Raw genomic sequence first — 18,061 nt, forward strand, 5'->3', positions numbered from 1 at the left:
GACGTCCATGCCAGATCTTCGTTCGGTTTAACTAGCCTTAAAACTTCTCAAGACCAAGTCATTAGCCTCGCTTTTTTCAATCACCTGTCTGGAGCGAAGGCGTCCAGGGAGGATAGGAGCTTTTCTAGATCCATAAGCCTCGACGCCTTGATGATGTCATATTCACCGCGACTACTCAGCTTATAGACCTCGCGGGCCTTTTTGACTCGCTCAAGCAATGGCACGACCACACCAGATGCCATCTCCAAAAAGTCATTTATGTCGGCTCTTGTTTGAGGGATTTTGTAGCCTTTGGACGTGCTGGTGATGATGACATCAGAGTCCCGTAGCTTCGCAATGCCACTTGACCTAACCCGCTGCTCTGAGAGATCACCAAAGCCCTTGTCACCAAGATGGGCCAAAATTTCGGCTGTAGGAATGTAATCTTTCGTGACGAATTCGCTCTGAAACCTCAGGTAATCCAGGATGCTGACCTGTAAACGCTCATCCTCGTCTGGGTACTGGCCGGCTTTTTCAATGAAGCGATCTGCTTGTCGAAGAGCTTCCTGATGCACCTGGTAATCAGCGTAGCTGGACTCGTCCATTGGCGGAGATAGCAACGAGTTGAACTTGGGTGGCCATTCCAGAAGGCCAAGGGTCTGCTCGCGGAGAATCTTTTTGTAGACCTCAGCAATATCGCCACCCGCCTTTTGCTCATAGATCTGGGCAACGGATCCTGCGAAGAAATCAGCCACCTGAATCAGTACATCATTCTTGCTAGATTTTGTCTGAAACGCATGGTCGTCCCCGAAAAGATCATCGACATAGCGATCTTGGACGTAGGCCTTCAGGCTCTCCTGAAACTCAACCCCACCATGCTCATCCACCGTCATCTGCAGATTGCGGCAGTTCCTGAAAAGCCGACCGTAGAGCAATCCGTTGATATGCTTTACAAACGAGGTCTTGAATTGCAGGCCTCCATCCTTGTAGATGCGCTCCTTGTCTACGACCACGAAATAGAGCTTGATCGGAAGCTTCGCCAGGTCGGTTAGGATGCGAACACGTCGGTCAGCATCCTTCACTCGCACCTTACTGGACTTGATTTCACCTGTCTGGAAGTGCTGCCGACGAAGCTCCTCGCCACGCTGGTAGGCGTCCTGCAGGTCTTTCTCAGCCACAAGGATGGAGCAAACCACGAAGAAGCCAGAGCTCCCAGCCTTGGATGTGTCTAGATCGGAGTTGCCCGACTCATCAACATAGGCATACGTTCTGTCCAATCAGGAGTTCCCCCTCATCAGTAGGTGGCAGTGCTGCTACCTGGTGCGGGGCCTTCACTGAAGGTGTAATTGATGACCACATCATCGCGGATCAGGACATCTAGGGTCTTCTGCGTGCCAGTGGTGGTCACCTTCATAGTCACCACATAGCTCTGAGCATGGGCAGAGGCATTCGTGTACGTGTACACCCATTTCTCATCGGTCTCGCTCACGGCGCTTTTCGCGTAAGGCTCTCCAAAAAGCGCCTTTAGCTCAGTCGTCGTGGTCTTTCCTTTGGTGATGCTCGCCACACTTGCCGATGGGAAGTCGCGCCCTGCAGTGTAGTGGGAGGTCGCACACCCCCCGAGTACAAAGCAGATACCTACAGCAGCCAGGAATCTTTTCATTTGTCTTCCTTGATTTGTAAGCATTGAGCTTATCCCGCAAATAGGCCAAATGCCATCATTGCGACCATCGTTTGAGAGAACCCGCCTGGCAGCGGGCTTTCTTTTGCCCGCAATTCCTCATCCACGCTGGCCATCCGTCCGTTGGGCTGTCCGCTTCATCGGCCAAGGCTGTCCTCTAAGGACACCAGCCAGAGCCTTCCTCATGCGACAGCTATTCCAGACGATAAACCTTCCCCTCGCCTGCACTCTGCTGTGGGCCTGCTCCGCTCCCGAAACGAAGTCTCCTGTGGAGACACCAGGCAGGCCCGAGTCTGCTAAAACCCAGCTGCTGGAAGCCGGCGCCGCGACGCTACAGTCCAAACCGCCCATTGCAATGGGCAGCCCTCGGTGCAGGAAGGATCAGTTGGCCGAGGCTGGTAGCTGGATTCTCATTCGATTAGCCACCGCGCTCTGTGGTTCAGCATGTGAAGAGAATGATCATTTGACCGTGTGCTCGATTCTCGGAAACTATTTCTAATGATCACAGCGACAACCATGAAGGTTTGCAAGCAGTGCAGGACGAAGACAGCGGCATGACTGAAGACAACCGATAAGTTGCTTATGGCGAGGGAACTGGAAGCCCTGCCTTGCTCATGCCCCCGCTCTATTTGCAGTAAACAGTCCAGAGCTCATTAACCCGTGTCGTGAAGCTTTGGCTCATCATCTCCCGGCGCATTCCCCAAGCGGGATCGACAGGCACACTCGCCAACCGCATCGTTCCCCTACCCCACCGGCCATTCACCGCGTCAAGCACGCCCATAAGCCTCTCACTGGCGACTGGCTGTGCAACCGCAAACAGATCACCTGTGATCTCGTTACGCTGGCTGAGGTCGAGCAGAAGGACTTCAGCCTTGCTGTAGCGGTAGCCCTCCCGGTAAACCCTCTCTACTCCCTCCTGCGCAGCCTTTGTCAGGAAGCGCGTGTCATCCGTTGGGTAAGGCAGTTCGACAAGAACGCCGTTGGCATACTTCGCCTCATCGGAATTGAACATGCCGGTGCGGATGCTGACGCGTAGACGCTTGCAGAGCGACTGCTGCGCACGAAGCTTCTCGGCAGCCCTGGACGTGTAGGTCGCCACTGCCTCCTTGATAGGGGCCAGCTCAGTGAGCCGGGTACCGAACATGCGGCTACAGCAAATTTCTTTCTTGGGGGGATCGGGCTCGTCTAGCTCCAGGCAGGTGGTACCACCAAGCTCGCGTACAGTCTTCTCCAGCACAACGCTGAACTGCTTTCTGAGCGACCAGGCGTCGGCATGTGCAAGCTCCCACGCAGTACGGATATCCATAGCCGCCAGGTGGGCGGAGAGACGACGGCCAATGCCCCAAACATCTCCTGCATCGCATTTCTTGAGCACCCAGTTGCGCTTCACTTCATCGCGCAGATCTACAACGCCACCGGTATGGCTCTGCCATTTTTTGGCAGCATGATTGGCTAGCTTCGCCAAGGTCTTCGTCGAGGCAATACCGACGCCGACTGGGATGCCCGTGCGCCGGTATACCTCGGCTCGAATCTGCCTGCCAAGCCGCTCTAGATCTCCAGACATACCCGAGAGCTCAGCGAAGGCCTCGTCGATACTGTAAACCTCAGCTGCCGGCACCATGGACTCAATGACAGTCATGACGCGCTCACTCATATCGCCGTAGAGCTCATAGTTCGACGAGCACGCCACGATGCCATGCTTACGAAGCTTGTCCTTGATCTGGAAGTACGGCTCACCCATCTTCACGAAAGGCTTGGCATCCGCCGAGCGAGCTATCACACAGCCGTCGTTGTTGCTCAAAACGACGACGGGCTTGCTGCGGATATCCAGGCGAAAAACGCGCTCACAGCTGGCGTAGAAGGAATTGCAGTCGATGAGGGCGAAGACTCGCTCAGGCTTTGTCATGACTGCGCACGCTAAAGGTGACAACACCCCATACCTGAAGCTCTTCACCCTCCAGTAGATACCTTGATGGGTAGCGCGGATTCTCCGATTTAAGCACCACTTGACTACCGTCACGGGCAAGGCGTTTGCAGAGCGGTTCGCAGTTCACTGCGGCGATGACAATGTGGCCTGGCTCAGCCTCGATGGAGCGATCCACTATCACGAGGTCGCCCGGGTAAATGCCGGCACCGATCATAGAGTCGCCCTCAACACGCACCAGGTAAATATGTGGCGCCCGGACGTCGAGCAGCTCATCCAAGGAAATGCGTTTTTCGAGATGGTCAGCTGCTGGCGAAGGAAAACCTGCCGGGACATGAAAGGCAAAGAGCGGGAGTTCCGCACCGCTTGGTTCGAGGGGGCCGATGATGGTGACCATGACGAAAACGCCTATACTGTATATTCGTACAGTTAAGCGTTTTTCCGTCAGTTGGTCAATGCAGCCCGGACAAGCTGAAGATAGCTAGAGATCGCGAGCCCAGGTCTGGCTAACCAAATCTTTGCCGAAGCTGTTGACCTTCTCCTCCTCAATCAACTCAAAACCGGCACCCTGATAGAGTTTACGAGCGGTCGTGAGATTGCTGGTCGTCCAGAGGATCATCCTTTGTAACCAGCCTGACGAGCGAATCGTAGTGTCTCATCAACCAGGCGCTTACCAATACCCAGGCCTCTCGCACGAGCGTCGACGTACAACATCCTCAGCTTGGCAGTGTTCTCATCGTGCCGAACGACGAAAAATGATCCCACCACCTAGCCGCCCTGCTCTGCGATCCAGCAACGCTCGCAGGCTGGATCTCAAATTCGGAGTTCCAGCCTTACTCACCTGAGTAGAGTGCGGCCTGTTGCTGAACGACCATGGTCGCCTGATGGCACTGGCCTGGCCTGAATCCTAGTGAATTGAAATCGCCTTCACATTCGATTTGAAACCTGACGTGAGCACAGCAAGGTAGATGACACCTATCGTGAACCAAGTCACTCCAATGGAGAGGGTTAAGCCTGACAAGCTAGTCCAAAGCCACATGGTCAGGCACAACCCAACACCAGGGATGATGCCATATCGCACCAACCCACCCAGATCGCGATTGGAGGAGTCGTTGATCAAAAAGTCTCGTATTACCGCCAAATTCACGGACGAAAACGCAACCAACGCGCCAAAGCTGATTAAGGATGCCATGGTGGTCAAATCAATAAGCAGCGTGAGGAACGACAAGGATGTCACAAGCAAAGTAGCGGCTACTGGAGTACCGAATCGCGGAGAAAGACCACCCAGCCATCTACGCGGGAGGTAATTATCACGAGCCATGGTGTAAATGATACGCGAGACCGCTGCTTGAGATGCAATTGCAGAACCGAGGCTCCCAGCTACAAAGGCAGCAGTAAACAAGTTCGCAAACCACTGCCCACCGACCTTCAGCATCACCTCGTTGGCTGCTGTGTCGACGTTATCAAACGTCGTTTCAGAGTGCGCCAATTGGCTAAGATAGGCGAGAACAGCAAAGAGAATCCCGGCTCCAATGGTGGTAAGCATGATAGCTCTTGGAAGCGTGCGCTGTGGATCCCGAGTTTCCTCCGCTAGGGTTGATACCGCATCAAAACCGAGAAAAGAGAGACACAAAATCGCTGCACCAGCCATCAGTGGCGTGATACCAGCCGAATGTTCACCTCCATCCCCCAAAAAAGGCAACAAGAGATTTACAGGCTCACCACCAGCCATAGTCTTATAAGACATGGAAACAAATAAAACTATGAAAGCAAGCTGTGCTGCGACTATCACATTACTGGCTTTGGCCACAGTGGTGATACCCACAACATTAAGAACTGTAACAACACCAATTGCCAAAACAATAATTAGCCAAATCGGAATCTGAGGGAACGCTAAATTAACGAAAATACCAATCAGCAAGTAATTGATCATCGGAATAAAGAGATAGTCAAGTAACAATGACCATCCGGTTAAAAAACCGATATTAGGGCCAAATGCGCTATTAGTGTAGGAGTAGGCAGATCCCGCAATCGGATAGCGCTTAACCATGAAGCTATAAGAAGCTGCCGTGAAGGACATTGCACCTAGCGTTACGAGGTACGCGGCAGCCGCCCGTCCGCCTGTAATCTGAGTGACTATACCATACGTCGTAAATATGGTAAGCGGCACCATATAAACGAGCCCGAAAAACACAAGAGCCGGTAGCCCGAGAACTCGACGAAGCGCAGGATTGCTAGCATCAGCTTTCCTGCCGTAATCATGATTCGGCATGTTGGATTCCAAGTTGTTCTTATAGAAACCAGAAACAGATTTCCGTCCCTGGCAATGGGTATTACACCCAGCACACACAGGTCAAGGCCTTCTGAATGGCCCTGCGCGAAGTCTACACCCAGTGACCTTTGAAGCGTTCTTTGCGCGACCGCAATGAGGGATTGCACGGGCGCTACCTTCACAACACTACCCACCGGATCCGCGCCTGAAAATGCATTACATCAAATACTACGACCAGGCTTGAAGCCTTTCGCGTAACGATCAACTGCGCTCTGAAGTCCCGGTGGCTCAGGGGTTTCAAATTTCAGCCCCGAAAAATGGTTCGGCACAGACGCTATCGATACGCCCACCACAGAAGACCGCTTCCTTCAAATACTGCAACCTGATTCTCGAATCGTGCATGTAAAGTTTACGAAATGACCGTTCAACACATAGCTTTATGACTGCATTCTGACCGACATTGAGCCAGCAGCTTTTCTCCTGGCAGTCGACATATGGCACCAGCATGCTCAACCTCGCGTTAGATTTCTTTTTTGGCATTTTGATGGGCGCACTGGGCGGTTTCTTCGGTATAGGGGGAGGCCTCGTTGCCATCCCGCTGATGACCCTAATCTTGGGCTTAAGCCAAACCATGGCCCAGGGCACAGCGTTGGTCATGATGGTTCCGAACGTCGCACTAGCACTCTGGAGGTACCAGCAGAGAAGCCCCATTAGCTGGTCGCTAGCGCTCCCCCTCGCCACCATGGGCTTTATCACCGCAGGTTTTGGTGCACGAGCAGCGGTGCACGTTGATCCTCTGCACATCCGCACGGGCTTCGCCGTTCTGATGCTTGGCCTGGCAGTCCTCACCCTGTTCAGGAACCGCATCTCTCATCGAGACAGTACACCCAAAGCCCAACCATCCCCCCTCCGATTAGGGGCACTTGGATCGGGTTGTGGGGTTCTAGGGGGCTTTTTCGGAGTGGGTGCCTCCGTGGTGGCAGTTCCTGTCCTCACTGGTGTGTTCGGACTCAGCCAACTGGCAGCCCAAGGCATGGCGTTGACGCTCGCGCTCCCAAGCACCGTGATCACCTTGGCGACCTACTGTTGGAATGGCCATGTGGACTGGACTATGGGCCTCGCCATGGCTACAGGTGGGTTGTTAAGCGTTGGTTGGGGAGTGAAGTGGGCCTACCGGGTGCACGAGCGTCACCTCAGGATTTTGTTTGCCATATTTCTGGTTGTATCAGCAACCATGCTGCTCATCAAAGGTTAAAGCAGCCAATTTACGAATCGTGAACCAAAGGTCTTTACTTGGCATCTTTATTTAGAAATTTGACTCGATAAGCTGATACCACCACTGCTCGCCAGTGTTCGTGATGCCTGCGGGCTGTATCAATAACAATATCGGGTGCCAATTCGCCATGAATACCCCAAAGACGCTTTATCAAAAACACATCGATTCCCACACCGTTTGTGAGCTGGATGATCAAGGGCATGTGCTGCTTTACATCGATCGCCAGGTTGCGAACGAATACACCAGCCCTCAGGCTTTCAGCGGTTTGCGGGAAGCGGGTCGCAAGGTTTGGCGCCCGTCGGCAACCCTCTGTGTAGTCGATCACGTCAACCCGACCGCACCTGATCGCATCTCTGCCATGCCAGATGCTGGTGGAGCCCTGCAGGTCAACTACTTCGAGGAAAACTGCCGAGACTTCGGTATTGAACTGTTCGATGTCCTGGACAAACGTCAAGGCATCGAACATGTGGTCGCGCCAGAGCAAGGGTTCATCCTCCCAGGCATGGTGGTAGCAGCAGGTGACAGCCACACCACAACATACGGTGCTTTGGGTGCATTTGGCTTCGGCATCGGCACATCCGAGATCGAGCATCTCTTGGCAACCCAAACGCTGGTGTACAAGCGCCTAAAAAGCATGCGAGTTACTGTCGATGGCATTCCTGGGCCTGGTCTGGTCTCCAAGGACATCATCATGGAACTGATTCGCCAGATCGGCGCCTCGGGTGCAACTGGCTATGCCATCGAGTTTACTGGGCCTGCGATCACTGCCCTCAGCGTCGAAGCCCGGATGACCATTTGCAACATGGCAGTCGAGGCCGGCGCTCGTGGCGCGTTTATGGCGCCGGATGAAAAAGTATTTGCGTACCTCACCGATAAGCCGCGCGCGCCTAAAGGCGCAACATGGAATCAGGCCGTCGAAAGCTGGAAGTCGCTGTACACCGACCCTGGCGCCGAATTCGACCTGGAAGTTCGGATGGATGTTGGAGATCTCCAACCAATGGTGACCTGGGGCACTAGCCCTGATCAGGCGGCTGCGATCTCTGACACAGTGCCCGACCCCATGGAACAACCGGACTTGATCTTACGCAGGGATTTGGAGCGGGCACTCCGCTACATGGATCTACAGCCAGGTACCGCACTCAGTAGCATCAAAATTAGCCATGCGTTCATTGGTTCTTGTACCAATGCTCGAATCGAGGATCTTCGCGATGCTGCACGGGTCGTTAAAGGGCGAAAAGTTGCCGAAGGTGTTCGCGCCATGATCGTGCCAGGCTCCACGCTGGTACGTGACAATGCAGAAGCCGAGGGGATCGCCCAGATCTTCCGCGACGCAGGCTTCGAATGGCGGCAGTCGGGTTGTTCGATGTGTCTTGCCATGAATGATGATGTGCTGAGCCCAGGTGATCGTTGCGCATCGAGCACCAACCGCAACTTTGAAGGGCGCCAAGGCCAAGGGGCTCGCACCCACCTCATGAGCCCAGCCATGGTTGCAGCCGCTGCGGTAACTGGCCATTTGGTCGATGTTCGTTCCCTGGTACTGGAGGCCTGAGATGCAACCATTCAATAAAGTAGAAGGCATCGCAGCGCCCATCCTGGCGGCGAACGTCGATACCGACGTAATCATGCCTAAACAGTTCCTGAAAGGCATTGATCGTAGCGGCCTCGACCGTGGAGCGTTCTTCGATTTGCGCTTCTTGGACGATGGTTCTCCAAATCCTGAGTTTGTGCTCAACCAAGCGCCTTGGAACGCGAGCAAATTCCTGGTCGTGGGCCCCAACTTCGGTTGTGGATCAAGCCGCGAACATGCGGTTTGGGGGATGAAACAGCTAGGGATCCGAGCATTGATTGGTACCAGCTTCGCCGGCATCTTCTACGACAACTGCCAGCGCAATGGCGTACTCACCATCCAGTTATCCCCAGCAGAGCTCAAAGAGCTGGGAACTATGGTGAGTCAGCCAGAGACCGCAAAGATCGCTGTTGATTTGGACGAGCAGCGGATCTTCTTGTCAGATGGTCGCCGCATCGAATTCAAGATCGACGCTCTGCGCAAAGATGCTCTTCTCCAGGGACTTGACGCAATCGGTAGCACACTCGTTCGAAGTGAGCAGATCCGTAGCTTTGAGGAGCGCCATCTGCAAGCCAACCCCTGGCTGGCCTGACCCGTAGTCGTTAGCCGACCCCAAGTAGGGTCGGCCACTGCAAATCTGGAATGCTTTCGTGAGTAGCTACATGGTAAAGGCTGTTCTCTTCAAGGGCTGGCTTGCGCTCTCAATCTGCTCTTAGACGACTGAAGCTCGCTTCAAGGAATTCCACACATACCCGCAGCTTGGCGGAGTCCGCCAAGCGTGTTGGGTAAACAGCCCAAACGTTAGCACTCTGGCTGTATTTGTGAAGCACTTGAACTAACAGCCCTTGTTCTAAAAGTGGCTTAACATCCCACATCGACCTCAATAATAAGCCACGGTGGTTTAGCGCCCACTGGAGAACAATTTCGCCATTGTTGGACGAAAGCCGGCCATTGACCCTAACGGTTTCTTCTTTCTGTGCTTTGAGCAGCCGCCAAACACCGTAGGGATTGTTTCGTTCCTTGAGCACTAAGCAGTCATGTTCTGCCAAATCACTTAGCCTTTCTGGGGTTCCTCGCTGCGCGAGATATTCAGGCGTGGCGCATATCACTCGCTTATTGGCAACGAGCAGACGGCTTATATGATTCTCGGGAATATCATCCCCTACTCTTATTTCTAAATCAAATCCTTCCCCAACGATATCAACAACCCTATCAAATACATCAAGCTTAACCTCCAAGTCAGGGTATGCACTCGAAAGTTCAGCAATCGCTGGAGCTACATAATTTCGGCCAAATCCAAAGCTGCTACATATATGCAGCAGCCCCCTGGGTGCTTTCCGCACCTGGCTCAGCTCTCCCATGAACTCGTCAAGGTTATCCAAGATCCTCACGGCCCACTGCTGAGCTCTTTCGCCAGATTCCGTGAGGGCAATCCTGCGAGGGCTTCGATGAAGCAGCCGTGTTCCAAGTGTTTCTTCCAAAATCTTGATGCGCTTGGTCACATATGCAGGCGACTGGTCTAGCTCCAAAGCCGCACCTGAAAAGCTACCCACACGTATCACTGCGAGAAAAACCCGCAGGTCATCTGGTAGCGGCGTCACTTCATGATTCGTGTTCATAGCGTGCATAGAAGGGCCGTTTCTTTACGATTCCGCTAAGGATAGCATCCTTATCAGGAAGGAAATTCCCGTGACTCCTGGCATCAAGCCTCCTCACACAAAAATAAACAGAGGAATTCAAAAATGACCCTCGCAACCCAAGCACTGCCGGCACGGCGTCGGTTCAGCGCGTTCATGGAATATGAGATTGGCGTAATCCCGCTGCCGTATTTTCTCGGTATCGCCCTGATCGTTTTCCTTTCAGCTCATCTAGGCTATCTGCCCAAGACAATGATTGGTGGCCTCGCGGTCATCATGACCATGGGTATGCTGCTCGGCCAGGTGGGTCAACGATTGCCTCTTCTCCGCGACATTGGTGGCGGAGCGATCTTGTGCCTGTTGCTCCCCTCCGTCTTGGTGTACTACGGCTTCTTCGGCAGCACCACGATTGATGCCACCAAAATGCTGATGAAGGACGCAAACTTCCTTTATTTCGTGATCGCAAGTCTGGTGGTAGGTAGCATCCTGGGGATGAACCGGACAATTCTTGTCCAAGGCATGATCCGGATGTTCGTTCCACTTGTAATCGGCACTCTGGCGGCGGTGGCAGCGGGTTTGGCTGTGGGCGTTAGCTTCGGCTACACCGTGCATCACACATTCTTCTACATTATTGTGCCAATCATCGGCGGTGGCATCGGTGAGGGCATCCTTCCCCTCTCGCTTGCGTATTCACACATCCTTGGCGGAACCCCGGAACAATACGTTGCTCAGCTAGTTCCTGCCGCAGTCGTAGGCAACATCGTCGCAATCATCTGTGCCGGTACCTTGGCTCGTTGGGCAGCTCGTAAGCCCAACCTGAATGGTGATGGCCAACTTATTCGCGCCCGAGAAGAGAATGACGCGTTCAAGGAAGAAGCTGAGGATGATAGCGCAATCGACTTCCGCTATATGGGAGCTGGTGTTCTGCTCATCTGCGCCTTCTTCGTCCTGGGTGGCCTGCTCGAGAAAGTCGTGCATATCCCAGGCCCGGTGATGATGATCTTGGTAGCAGTTATCTTCAAATACGTTCGCGTGTTGCCTGAGAAGCTGGAAAAAGGCAGCAAAAAGTTCTACAAGCTCATCTCCACTGCTTTCATCTGGCCAGTAATGATCGGCCTGGGAATGCTCTACGTACCTCTCGATAGTGTTGCAAGCGTATTCTCGATTGGCTACGTGATGGTATGTGCCTCGGTAGTAATCGCGATGACCGCAGCAGGTTTCCTCATCGGCAATATGCTGAAAATGTTCCCCGTTGAGTCTGCCATCGTTACCTGCTGTCACAGTGGCTTGGGTGGCACAGGTGACGTGGCTATCCTGTCCGCTTGCAACCGCATGCAACTGATGCCTTTCGCTCAGATCTCGACTCGTATTGGCGGTGCAGCCACCGTGATCGGGGCCACCGTACTGCTGGGTATCTTCAGCTGAAGAATCACAGCTTCTTACCCTAGACTTTACGTTCATGTCATCGCCACCAGGCCACGCACCTGCATGGTTGTGGCATGAGCGTAACCAACAAGGCTATGGAGTAGGTGTTTGCGGCTACAAGGCTTACTGATTATCCGATCGTAGTCATTGATACAGCTGCTCACTCAAAGCTTCGAATGTCTGGCCAATCCATTTAACTCTGCGCAGTTGATTTTGCACTGCGATCTGATCCGAAACTGGTCAAAGCCTAAGCTGTTCAGGAATGCCTGCCACCTAGCGCGATGTCAAGGCGAGTGCGCAAGACGATGCTTTTGCATGATCAAGTGGGATATTCGGCCTGCCGATCACAGGTATAACCGTCTGTACAAAGACTTCGCGATCGCGACGCGTGTGCTAGTCTGACGACCCCATTGTTATCACGTAAGCGCTCAATAAATGCTCACTATCCGCATAATGACCATCGATGATTACGATGCCGTTATTGATCTCATGAAACAGACGCCTGGCATATCCGTCCGTGATGCCGACTCACGCGAGTCGACCTCAAGATACCTAGAGCGAAATCCGTCCATGAGCCTCGTGGCCGAGTCAGGGGCAATGGTCGTCGGCTGCATCATGGGCGGGCACGATGGCCGCAAAGGGTACCTGCAGCACCTGATTGTCCTGTCTGAGTATCGGCGGCAAGGTATCGCAAACGCTTTAGTCGAGCACTGCCTTTTAGCGCTTGAGGCCCAAGGAATACGGAAGTTTCATGTCGATGTGCTGAAGACCAATCCCACGGCTGCAGGCTATTGGCAGGCCCAAGGTTGGCAGCTCAGGTCTGATATCGACCGCTACTCGTTTGTCCGTTCGGGTGATGAGAACGCATAACGCATTGCGCCGAGGCTACCTACGTGTTCAACGAGTCCACAGCAGCGCATGGTATGCGTGTGGTTTCGGGCAGGAATCTTGGAATTCTCTGAACAATTCGGGTCGTATGCGCATATTCGGATACGACGGACGCAGCCATGGCTGGTGCTGCCGGTAAAAGTCGCACCTGGAAGGAGAGCCCGACGCCCGAAGCATTCGCGGCAGCATTGAGGTAAAAGCCTGAGTTTACTATCGCTTGTGAGATGGGCTTCTGTGACGAAAAATGTGAGGGTTTGACAACGTCCCCATTCGGTCGGTAGCAGCCTCTGGCCGTCCAGCAGCTTTCGACTCAAGCGCCAATTCAAGGCGAGCCACGAGCAACCAGGAGCTGCCATTTCAGCGAGACTGCTACCTATCCATTTCCTAACTATTCCTCTGCATTGGCAAAGGCACTGACACCTCGCCGATCTCTATTTGGTTGAGTGGCGGCTGACGAAGTTCGACTCCAGTTGAAGATGAAGTAAAGGAAGCCCGCCAAGACCAATCCAGCGATCCAGCTAACGTCTGCCCCAATCAGCTTCGCAAAGTAGCCTTCGAAGAAAGAGAGCTTCATGAAAGGAACGGTTCCGATGATCGATACGCCATAAACGATCATGGTTTTTCGGTTCCAACGGCCATATCGACCTTGAGCATCGTAAAGATCATCGATGCTGTAGCTACCTCGCTGAACCACGTAGTAATCCACCAGGTTAATCGCGCTCCAGGGAATCAACAGGTAGAGCTGGCCAATCAAAATGTCAGCGAAGAACGTGTCGAAGTGGAACTGGGTTTGGATAGCGATGACACAGGCCAGTACCGAGAGAACCGCCATCAGCAATGTCTTGGTGCCATGCCGCACATGCTGCAGCTTGGCGAAGCCACTGAAAATCGTCGTGGTAGACATGTAGGCACTGTAGAGGCACAAAACGTTGTACTGAATGACGCCGAGCGCGACTACCAACAATGCGGCTTTCGCCCAAGGGCCAAACAGGTTGGAGATCGCAGTCCCTGGGTCGACATTAAGAGCGGATGGCACCACTGCAGCCAGGGTAGCCCCTAACGCCATCATCCCCAGGGAGCCTAGGGCGCAGCCAAAATAGGTCGTCCAGAACGTGTCTTTGGTTCGGACGTCCGCTGGCAAGTAGCGGGAGTAATCTGCCACATAGGGGCCATAGCCCAGCGTCCAGGATGCAGCTTGTGCGATCACCAGATTGAACACCGGCATCGAAAAACCACCTGCATCAACATGAATGGCCTCAGCAGAGCTTGCTCGGATCAAAATCAGTACCAAGGCAGCACCGAACACAACAGATGACAGCAAAGTCATCCACGCCCCCATGCGATGGATGAGCTCATAGCCAACGACTCCGATCAGGAACGTCATGATGCCGACAATCAAGATTGCTTGGTTGTCCGAGACTGGGATCAGTGCCTTGAGCGGATCTCGCATCAAGACGCCGCTGGCCGCCATGAACAGCACTGCGGCAGTCACCATCACCAACAGCGGGATAGAAGCTCCAAAGACGCCGAACTGGGCTCGGCTTTGGATCATTTGAGGCACACCCAGGTGCGGCCCTTGCGCCGAATGAGCTGCCATGAAGATGGTGCCCAGCATGCAGCCAATCAGTAAACCTGCGAGCGTCCACATCAGGCTCAGCCCTGAGGCCACACCCAATGTACCGACCATCAATGCTGTCACCTGCAGGTTAGAACTGAACCACACAGTGAACAACCGTCGTGGCCGACCATAGCGCTCGTTGTGCGGTACGAACTCGATACTTCGCTTCTCGACTTTCATTTTATTGTCCTTATTTTCAGGCGAGCCTTTCCCCAGACAGGCATGGCCTGGCCGTTCAGACAACCCTTTCAAAGTGCCCCTTTCGGGGCAGGGTTACTTATTCAGAAAATGCTGGAACGCGTCGAAGCCGGGTTTTCCATCAAGAGTCGTCACCCCATCAAACCAAGGCTTTACCTGTTCGGAGTTGGCTTTGAGCCAAGCAAACGCCGCGTCCCTTGGAGAAACTCGTTCCAGGATTGGCACCATCAGGTGGCTTACCTGATCGCTTTTGAAGGACAGGTTTTGTAGTAGCCGGCCAGAGTTCGGACAACGCTGTTCATACCCATTGGCTGTCATCACCGAAACTGTCGCCGCACCTTCGCCCGGGCCGAATACATCATCGCTTCCGGTTAGATAGACCATGTCCAGTTGAAGGTTCATGGGATGTGGTTTCCAACCGAAAAACACTACCCACTCTTGCCTGCTCACGGCGCGCTTCACCGCCGTCAACATCCCCGCCTCACTCGACTCCATCAGAGTGAAACCTTTGAGACCAAACTGATCGCTCTCGATCATTTTCGCGGTGATGCGGTTTGAGCCACTGCCAGGCTCGATGACGTAGATTTTGGAGTCGAGCTTGTCTTTGAATTTCGCGATGTCGCCGAAAGTACGTAGTCCCGCATCGAACGCGTAACGCGGTACAGCGAAGGTGGACTGTGCATCGGGCAACGCAGCGGGGGCGAGTACCTGGATCTGCTGTTTTTGGATATAGGGAGTAGCAACCGGTTGCATGGTTGGCTGCCAATAACCCAAGAACGTATCCAGCTTTTTGTCAGCCAGGCCGGCGAGGATGATCTGCTGGGAAGCTGTTGTGAGCTTCACCTGATATCCCAGCGACTCCATCGCGAGCTGAGCCATCGCAGACGTCGCCACAGTATCCGACCAATTGGTCGATCCGAGTTTCACCATCTTGCACTCGGCAGGATCAGACGCCCAACTTCCTCCACTCGACAGGGCACACACTGCCCCTGCAAGGCTCATTGCAATCCAAGATGCCACACGTGATCGCGCCTTGATCCCTTGAACATTGTTCATCATGGCGCCACCTCCGCCTTGACTTTCGCCAGACCCGGTTGACCATCCCATGTCGTCACGCCTGCCAGCCAACCATCAAGTACCTGTGGGTTTTTCTTTAGCCAGGCTCTGGCGGCAGCCTCCGGCTCCATCTTCTCGTAAAGAATGGAGCCCATGATGTGGTTCTCCATATCCAAGGTAAAGCTAAGATTTTTCAGCAACTGCCCCACATTCGGACACTCATCTGCATAGCCTTTACGAGTGCTTGTGTAGACCGTGGCATCGCCGAAGTCAGGGCCGAAATAGTTGTCTCCACCCGTCAGGAATTTCATCTTGAATCGCGTGTTCATCGGGTGAGGCTCCCACCCTAGGTACACGATTGCCTGATTGCGTCGCTGCGCGCGCTCAACCTGAGTAAGCATTCCCGACTCGCTCGATGCGACCACCGAGAATCCAGCATCTTTCAGGCCGAACGCGTTTTCGCTGATTGCTTTGAGCACAGCATTATTCCCGCCATCGCCCGGCTCCAGGCCATAAATTTTGCCGCCCAATTCCTTTTTGAATTTCGCGATGTCAGCAAAATCTTTCAGCCCTTGATCCCACAAAGTCTGCGGTACAGCCAGTGTGTACTTGGCATGTTGCAGATTGACCCGCACGATGTCGATCATGCCTGAGTCACGGTATGGTTTGAGGTCAGGCTCCATGGTGGGCAACCAGGTGCCCAGAAACACATCCATGCTCTTGCCCTCAGACAAGGCCTTGAATGTCAGCGGCACGCCCACGAGGGTGGACTTGGTTTCATATCCGAGGCTTTTGAGCAGTGTGGTGGCGATGGCGGTAGTGGTCTGGATGTCAGTCCAACCAGGATCGGACATCCGTACCAGACGGCATTGGGAAGGCTCTGCCGCATAGCTGTTTGCGGACAGTACCAGGGCGGAACAGAACATAACGCGAAGTGCATTTTTCATGACGCAAAATCCTCTCTGTGGCAGCTATGGAAAGCGGCAGTTTTTTGTTATTTCAGAGGCGACGCAGTCTTGTTGTTCTTTGGGTAAAGCAATTGAGGGGTTAGCGACGAATCCCGATCACGCGACCGCAGTATCCGGGCCGTGGCAACAATCGATGAGATCCAAAGATCTGGCTGATGCTCGTCTCAACGGACGTCGCAAATTTCGCGGCACGCCCAGCCTCGCTAGCAATGTTCATGAGCATCTGCTCACTCACCGCCAACAGTTCTCCATCCTTGGGTCGATACAGGTGATGCACGATGTGCAACCGTTTGGTGTCATAGTCAATTATCTGGGTATAGACCTGTACGTCCTCCCCTAATTTGGTTTCACTGAGATAGTTGATGTGGGCTTCCAGCGTGTACAGCGTATGGCCATAGATGGCTCGCGCATCCGCGTCGAGACCTATGCGATCCATCAATGCATCGGTCGCGTGACTGAAAAGCAAAAAGTAGAAGGCATCACGCAGGTGCCCGTTGTAATCAATCCAGTCTTCGACGATCGTGGCTTGGTGAATCAGCAACAGATTGTTCACAAGTAAATCCTTCCAGAAGTCGTGGGTACGTTTCAGAGATCGAGAACGAGGTTTTCTGAAAGCGACCGGGAAACGCAGATCATCATCACGTCGTTCTTCTTGCGTTCGGCTGCTGTCAGCACGCTGTCGCGATGATCCGGGATACCGTCCAACACACAGATTTCGCATGAGGCGCACGTCCCCTCACGGCAAGAACTTTCCACTCGTAGACCGTTCGCCTCAAGCACCTGGAGAATGCTTTTGTCCGCTGGCACTTCAAAAGACTTGCCGCTTCTAGCAAGCTGAACAGTGAAAGCCTTGTCAGTTACTGGGCTTTTGGGCGCCTTCGGCGTAAACCATTCAAAATGCACCTGCTCCTCAGGGAAGCCGCACGCTGCAGCTTCAACGGCAAGCATTAGCGGGTTGGGCCCGCAGGTATAGAAGTGAACGTTGGACGGCTGCTGGTTTATCGCGGAAGCGACATCAAACAAACCGCCGGCCTCATCATCAGCGTGCAAGGTGACTTGATCGCCAAAGGCACGAAGCTCCTCCAGAAAAGCTGCTCGCTGGCGGCTGCGCACCAAGTAATAGAGGTGCCAAGGACGCTGTTGGGCTTCACACCACTGGATCATCGACCAGATCGGCGTGATGCCAATACCTCCGGCGAAAAACACGAAACCCGACGCGTCTTCTTCCAGTGGAAAATGGTTGCGTGGCGGACTGATCTTCAGCGTGTCGCCCACGCGAAGGGATTGGTGAACATGCCGGGAGCCACCACGACTGGTTGGCGACAGGCCAACGCCCACGCAATAGCGGTGATTCTCTCGTGAGTCGTTGCACAAGGAATATTGGCGCACAATATCCCCAGGCAAATGCAGTTCAATATGGGCGCCGGATTTAAATGACGGCAGCGCTTCCCCTGAAGGTGATCGCAGCTCGATGACCATGACGCCTTTGGCTTCGGCAATCAGGTCAGTTATCTGTAGGGTCAAAAATTCATCAGGCATGGCAAACCTCACGCAACGGCAAACTGGCCCGAG

16 protein-coding genes and 1 pseudogene are annotated in these 18,061 nt (G+C 53.7%); 5 read left to right on the forward strand and 12 right to left on the reverse strand.

Going from position 1 to position 18,061, the window contains the following annotated elements:
• Positions 1–80: 80 nt before the first annotated feature.
• The 6 genes and pseudogenes from ACK56M_RS21045 to ACK56M_RS21070 form a co-directional block, all read right to left on the reverse strand.
• On the reverse strand, positions 81–1,256 hold the full coding sequence (locus ACK56M_RS21045) for a DUF3800 domain-containing protein (RefSeq protein ID WP_411958982.1): 1,176 nt from the start codon (positions 1,254–1,256) through the stop codon (positions 81–83).
• A 17-nt stretch (positions 1,257–1,273) separates the two neighbouring features.
• On the reverse strand, positions 1,274–1,642 hold the full coding sequence (locus ACK56M_RS21050; RefSeq protein WP_196185039.1) for a hypothetical protein: 369 nt from the start codon (positions 1,640–1,642) through the stop codon (positions 1,274–1,276).
• A 643-nt stretch (positions 1,643–2,285) separates the two neighbouring features.
• On the reverse strand, positions 2,286–3,566 hold the full coding sequence (gene umuC / locus ACK56M_RS21055) for a translesion error-prone DNA polymerase V subunit UmuC (RefSeq protein ID WP_411958983.1): 1,281 nt from the start codon (positions 3,564–3,566) through the stop codon (positions 2,286–2,288).
• Complete coding sequence (locus tag ACK56M_RS21060; RefSeq protein WP_411958984.1) at positions 3,553–3,981, reverse strand: LexA family protein; 429 nt, start codon at positions 3,979–3,981, stop codon at positions 3,553–3,555. Before ACK56M_RS21060 ends, umuC begins: the two co-directional genes overlap by 14 nt.
• A gap of 84 nt (positions 3,982–4,065) precedes the next feature.
• A pseudogene (locus tag ACK56M_RS21065) lies at positions 4,066–4,459 on the reverse strand (GNAT family N-acetyltransferase); the annotation flags it as partial.
• A 32-nt stretch (positions 4,460–4,491) separates the two neighbouring features.
• Positions 4,492–5,856, reverse strand: coding sequence for an APC family permease (locus ACK56M_RS21070; protein ID WP_411958985.1), 1,365 nt, complete (start codon positions 5,854–5,856; stop codon positions 4,492–4,494).
• A 505-nt stretch (positions 5,857–6,361) separates the two neighbouring features.
• On the opposite strand from ACK56M_RS21070, the gene ACK56M_RS21075 reads away from it, so the two are divergent.
• The 3 genes from ACK56M_RS21075 (at position 6,362) to leuD (ending at position 9,291) form a co-directional block, all read left to right on the forward strand.
• Positions 6,362–7,111 (forward strand): sulfite exporter TauE/SafE family protein, encoded by a 750-nt coding sequence (locus ACK56M_RS21075; protein ID WP_411958986.1) that lies wholly within the window; start codon positions 6,362–6,364, stop codon positions 7,109–7,111.
• Between the two features lie 148 nt (positions 7,112–7,259).
• The gene (gene leuC / locus ACK56M_RS21080) at positions 7,260–8,681 is read left to right on the forward strand and encodes a 3-isopropylmalate dehydratase large subunit (protein ID WP_411958987.1); all 1,422 of its coding nucleotides are present in this window, start codon (positions 7,260–7,262) and stop codon (positions 8,679–8,681) included.
• Between the two features lies 1 nt (position 8,682).
• Positions 8,683–9,291, forward strand: a complete 609-nt coding sequence (gene leuD / locus ACK56M_RS21085; protein WP_411958988.1) for a 3-isopropylmalate dehydratase small subunit — start codon at positions 8,683–8,685, stop codon at positions 9,289–9,291.
• 109 nt (positions 9,292–9,400) lie between these two features.
• Here the strand turns inward: leuD and ACK56M_RS21090 are convergent, their stop codons facing one another.
• Positions 9,401–10,318, reverse strand: a complete 918-nt coding sequence (locus ACK56M_RS21090; protein ID WP_411959634.1) for a LysR substrate-binding domain-containing protein — start codon at positions 10,316–10,318, stop codon at positions 9,401–9,403.
• Between the two features lie 123 nt (positions 10,319–10,441).
• Between ACK56M_RS21090 and ACK56M_RS21095 the strand changes: the two genes are divergently transcribed.
• The gene (locus ACK56M_RS21095; RefSeq protein WP_411958989.1) at positions 10,442–11,761 is read left to right on the forward strand and encodes a 2-hydroxycarboxylate transporter family protein; all 1,320 of its coding nucleotides are present in this window, start codon (positions 10,442–10,444) and stop codon (positions 11,759–11,761) included.
• 435 nt (positions 11,762–12,196) lie between these two features.
• Complete coding sequence (locus ACK56M_RS21100; protein WP_411958990.1) at positions 12,197–12,631, forward strand: GNAT family N-acetyltransferase; 435 nt, start codon at positions 12,197–12,199, stop codon at positions 12,629–12,631.
• Positions 12,632–13,037: 406 nt separating this feature from the next.
• On the opposite strand, the gene ACK56M_RS21105 is transcribed toward ACK56M_RS21100, so the two are convergent.
• From ACK56M_RS21105 to ACK56M_RS21125, 5 genes are all read right to left on the reverse strand, one after another.
• Positions 13,038–14,447 (reverse strand): purine-cytosine permease family protein, encoded by a 1,410-nt coding sequence (locus ACK56M_RS21105; RefSeq protein ID WP_411958991.1) that lies wholly within the window; start codon positions 14,445–14,447, stop codon positions 13,038–13,040.
• Between the two features lie 93 nt (positions 14,448–14,540).
• Positions 14,541–15,467: a choline ABC transporter substrate-binding protein gene (gene choX / locus ACK56M_RS21110; protein WP_411959635.1), complete on the reverse strand. Its 927-nt coding sequence runs from the start codon at positions 15,465–15,467 to the stop codon at positions 14,541–14,543.
• Positions 15,468–15,520: 53 nt separating this feature from the next.
• On the reverse strand, positions 15,521–16,468 hold the full coding sequence (choX, locus tag ACK56M_RS21115) for a choline ABC transporter substrate-binding protein (RefSeq protein WP_411958992.1): 948 nt from the start codon (positions 16,466–16,468) through the stop codon (positions 15,521–15,523).
• Positions 16,469–16,568: 100 nt separating this feature from the next.
• Positions 16,569–17,042, reverse strand: a complete 474-nt coding sequence (locus tag ACK56M_RS21120) for a thioesterase family protein (RefSeq protein WP_411958993.1) — start codon at positions 17,040–17,042, stop codon at positions 16,569–16,571.
• Positions 17,043–17,074: 32 nt separating this feature from the next.
• Positions 17,075–18,028 (reverse strand): PDR/VanB family oxidoreductase, encoded by a 954-nt coding sequence (locus ACK56M_RS21125; RefSeq protein ID WP_411958994.1) that lies wholly within the window; start codon positions 18,026–18,028, stop codon positions 17,075–17,077.
• Positions 18,029–18,061: the final 33 nt, after the last annotated feature.

It is taken from the genome of Pseudomonas sp. s4, assembly GCF_046764235.1.
Lineage (GTDB): Bacteria > Pseudomonadota > Gammaproteobacteria > Pseudomonadales > Pseudomonadaceae > Aquipseudomonas > Aquipseudomonas asiatica.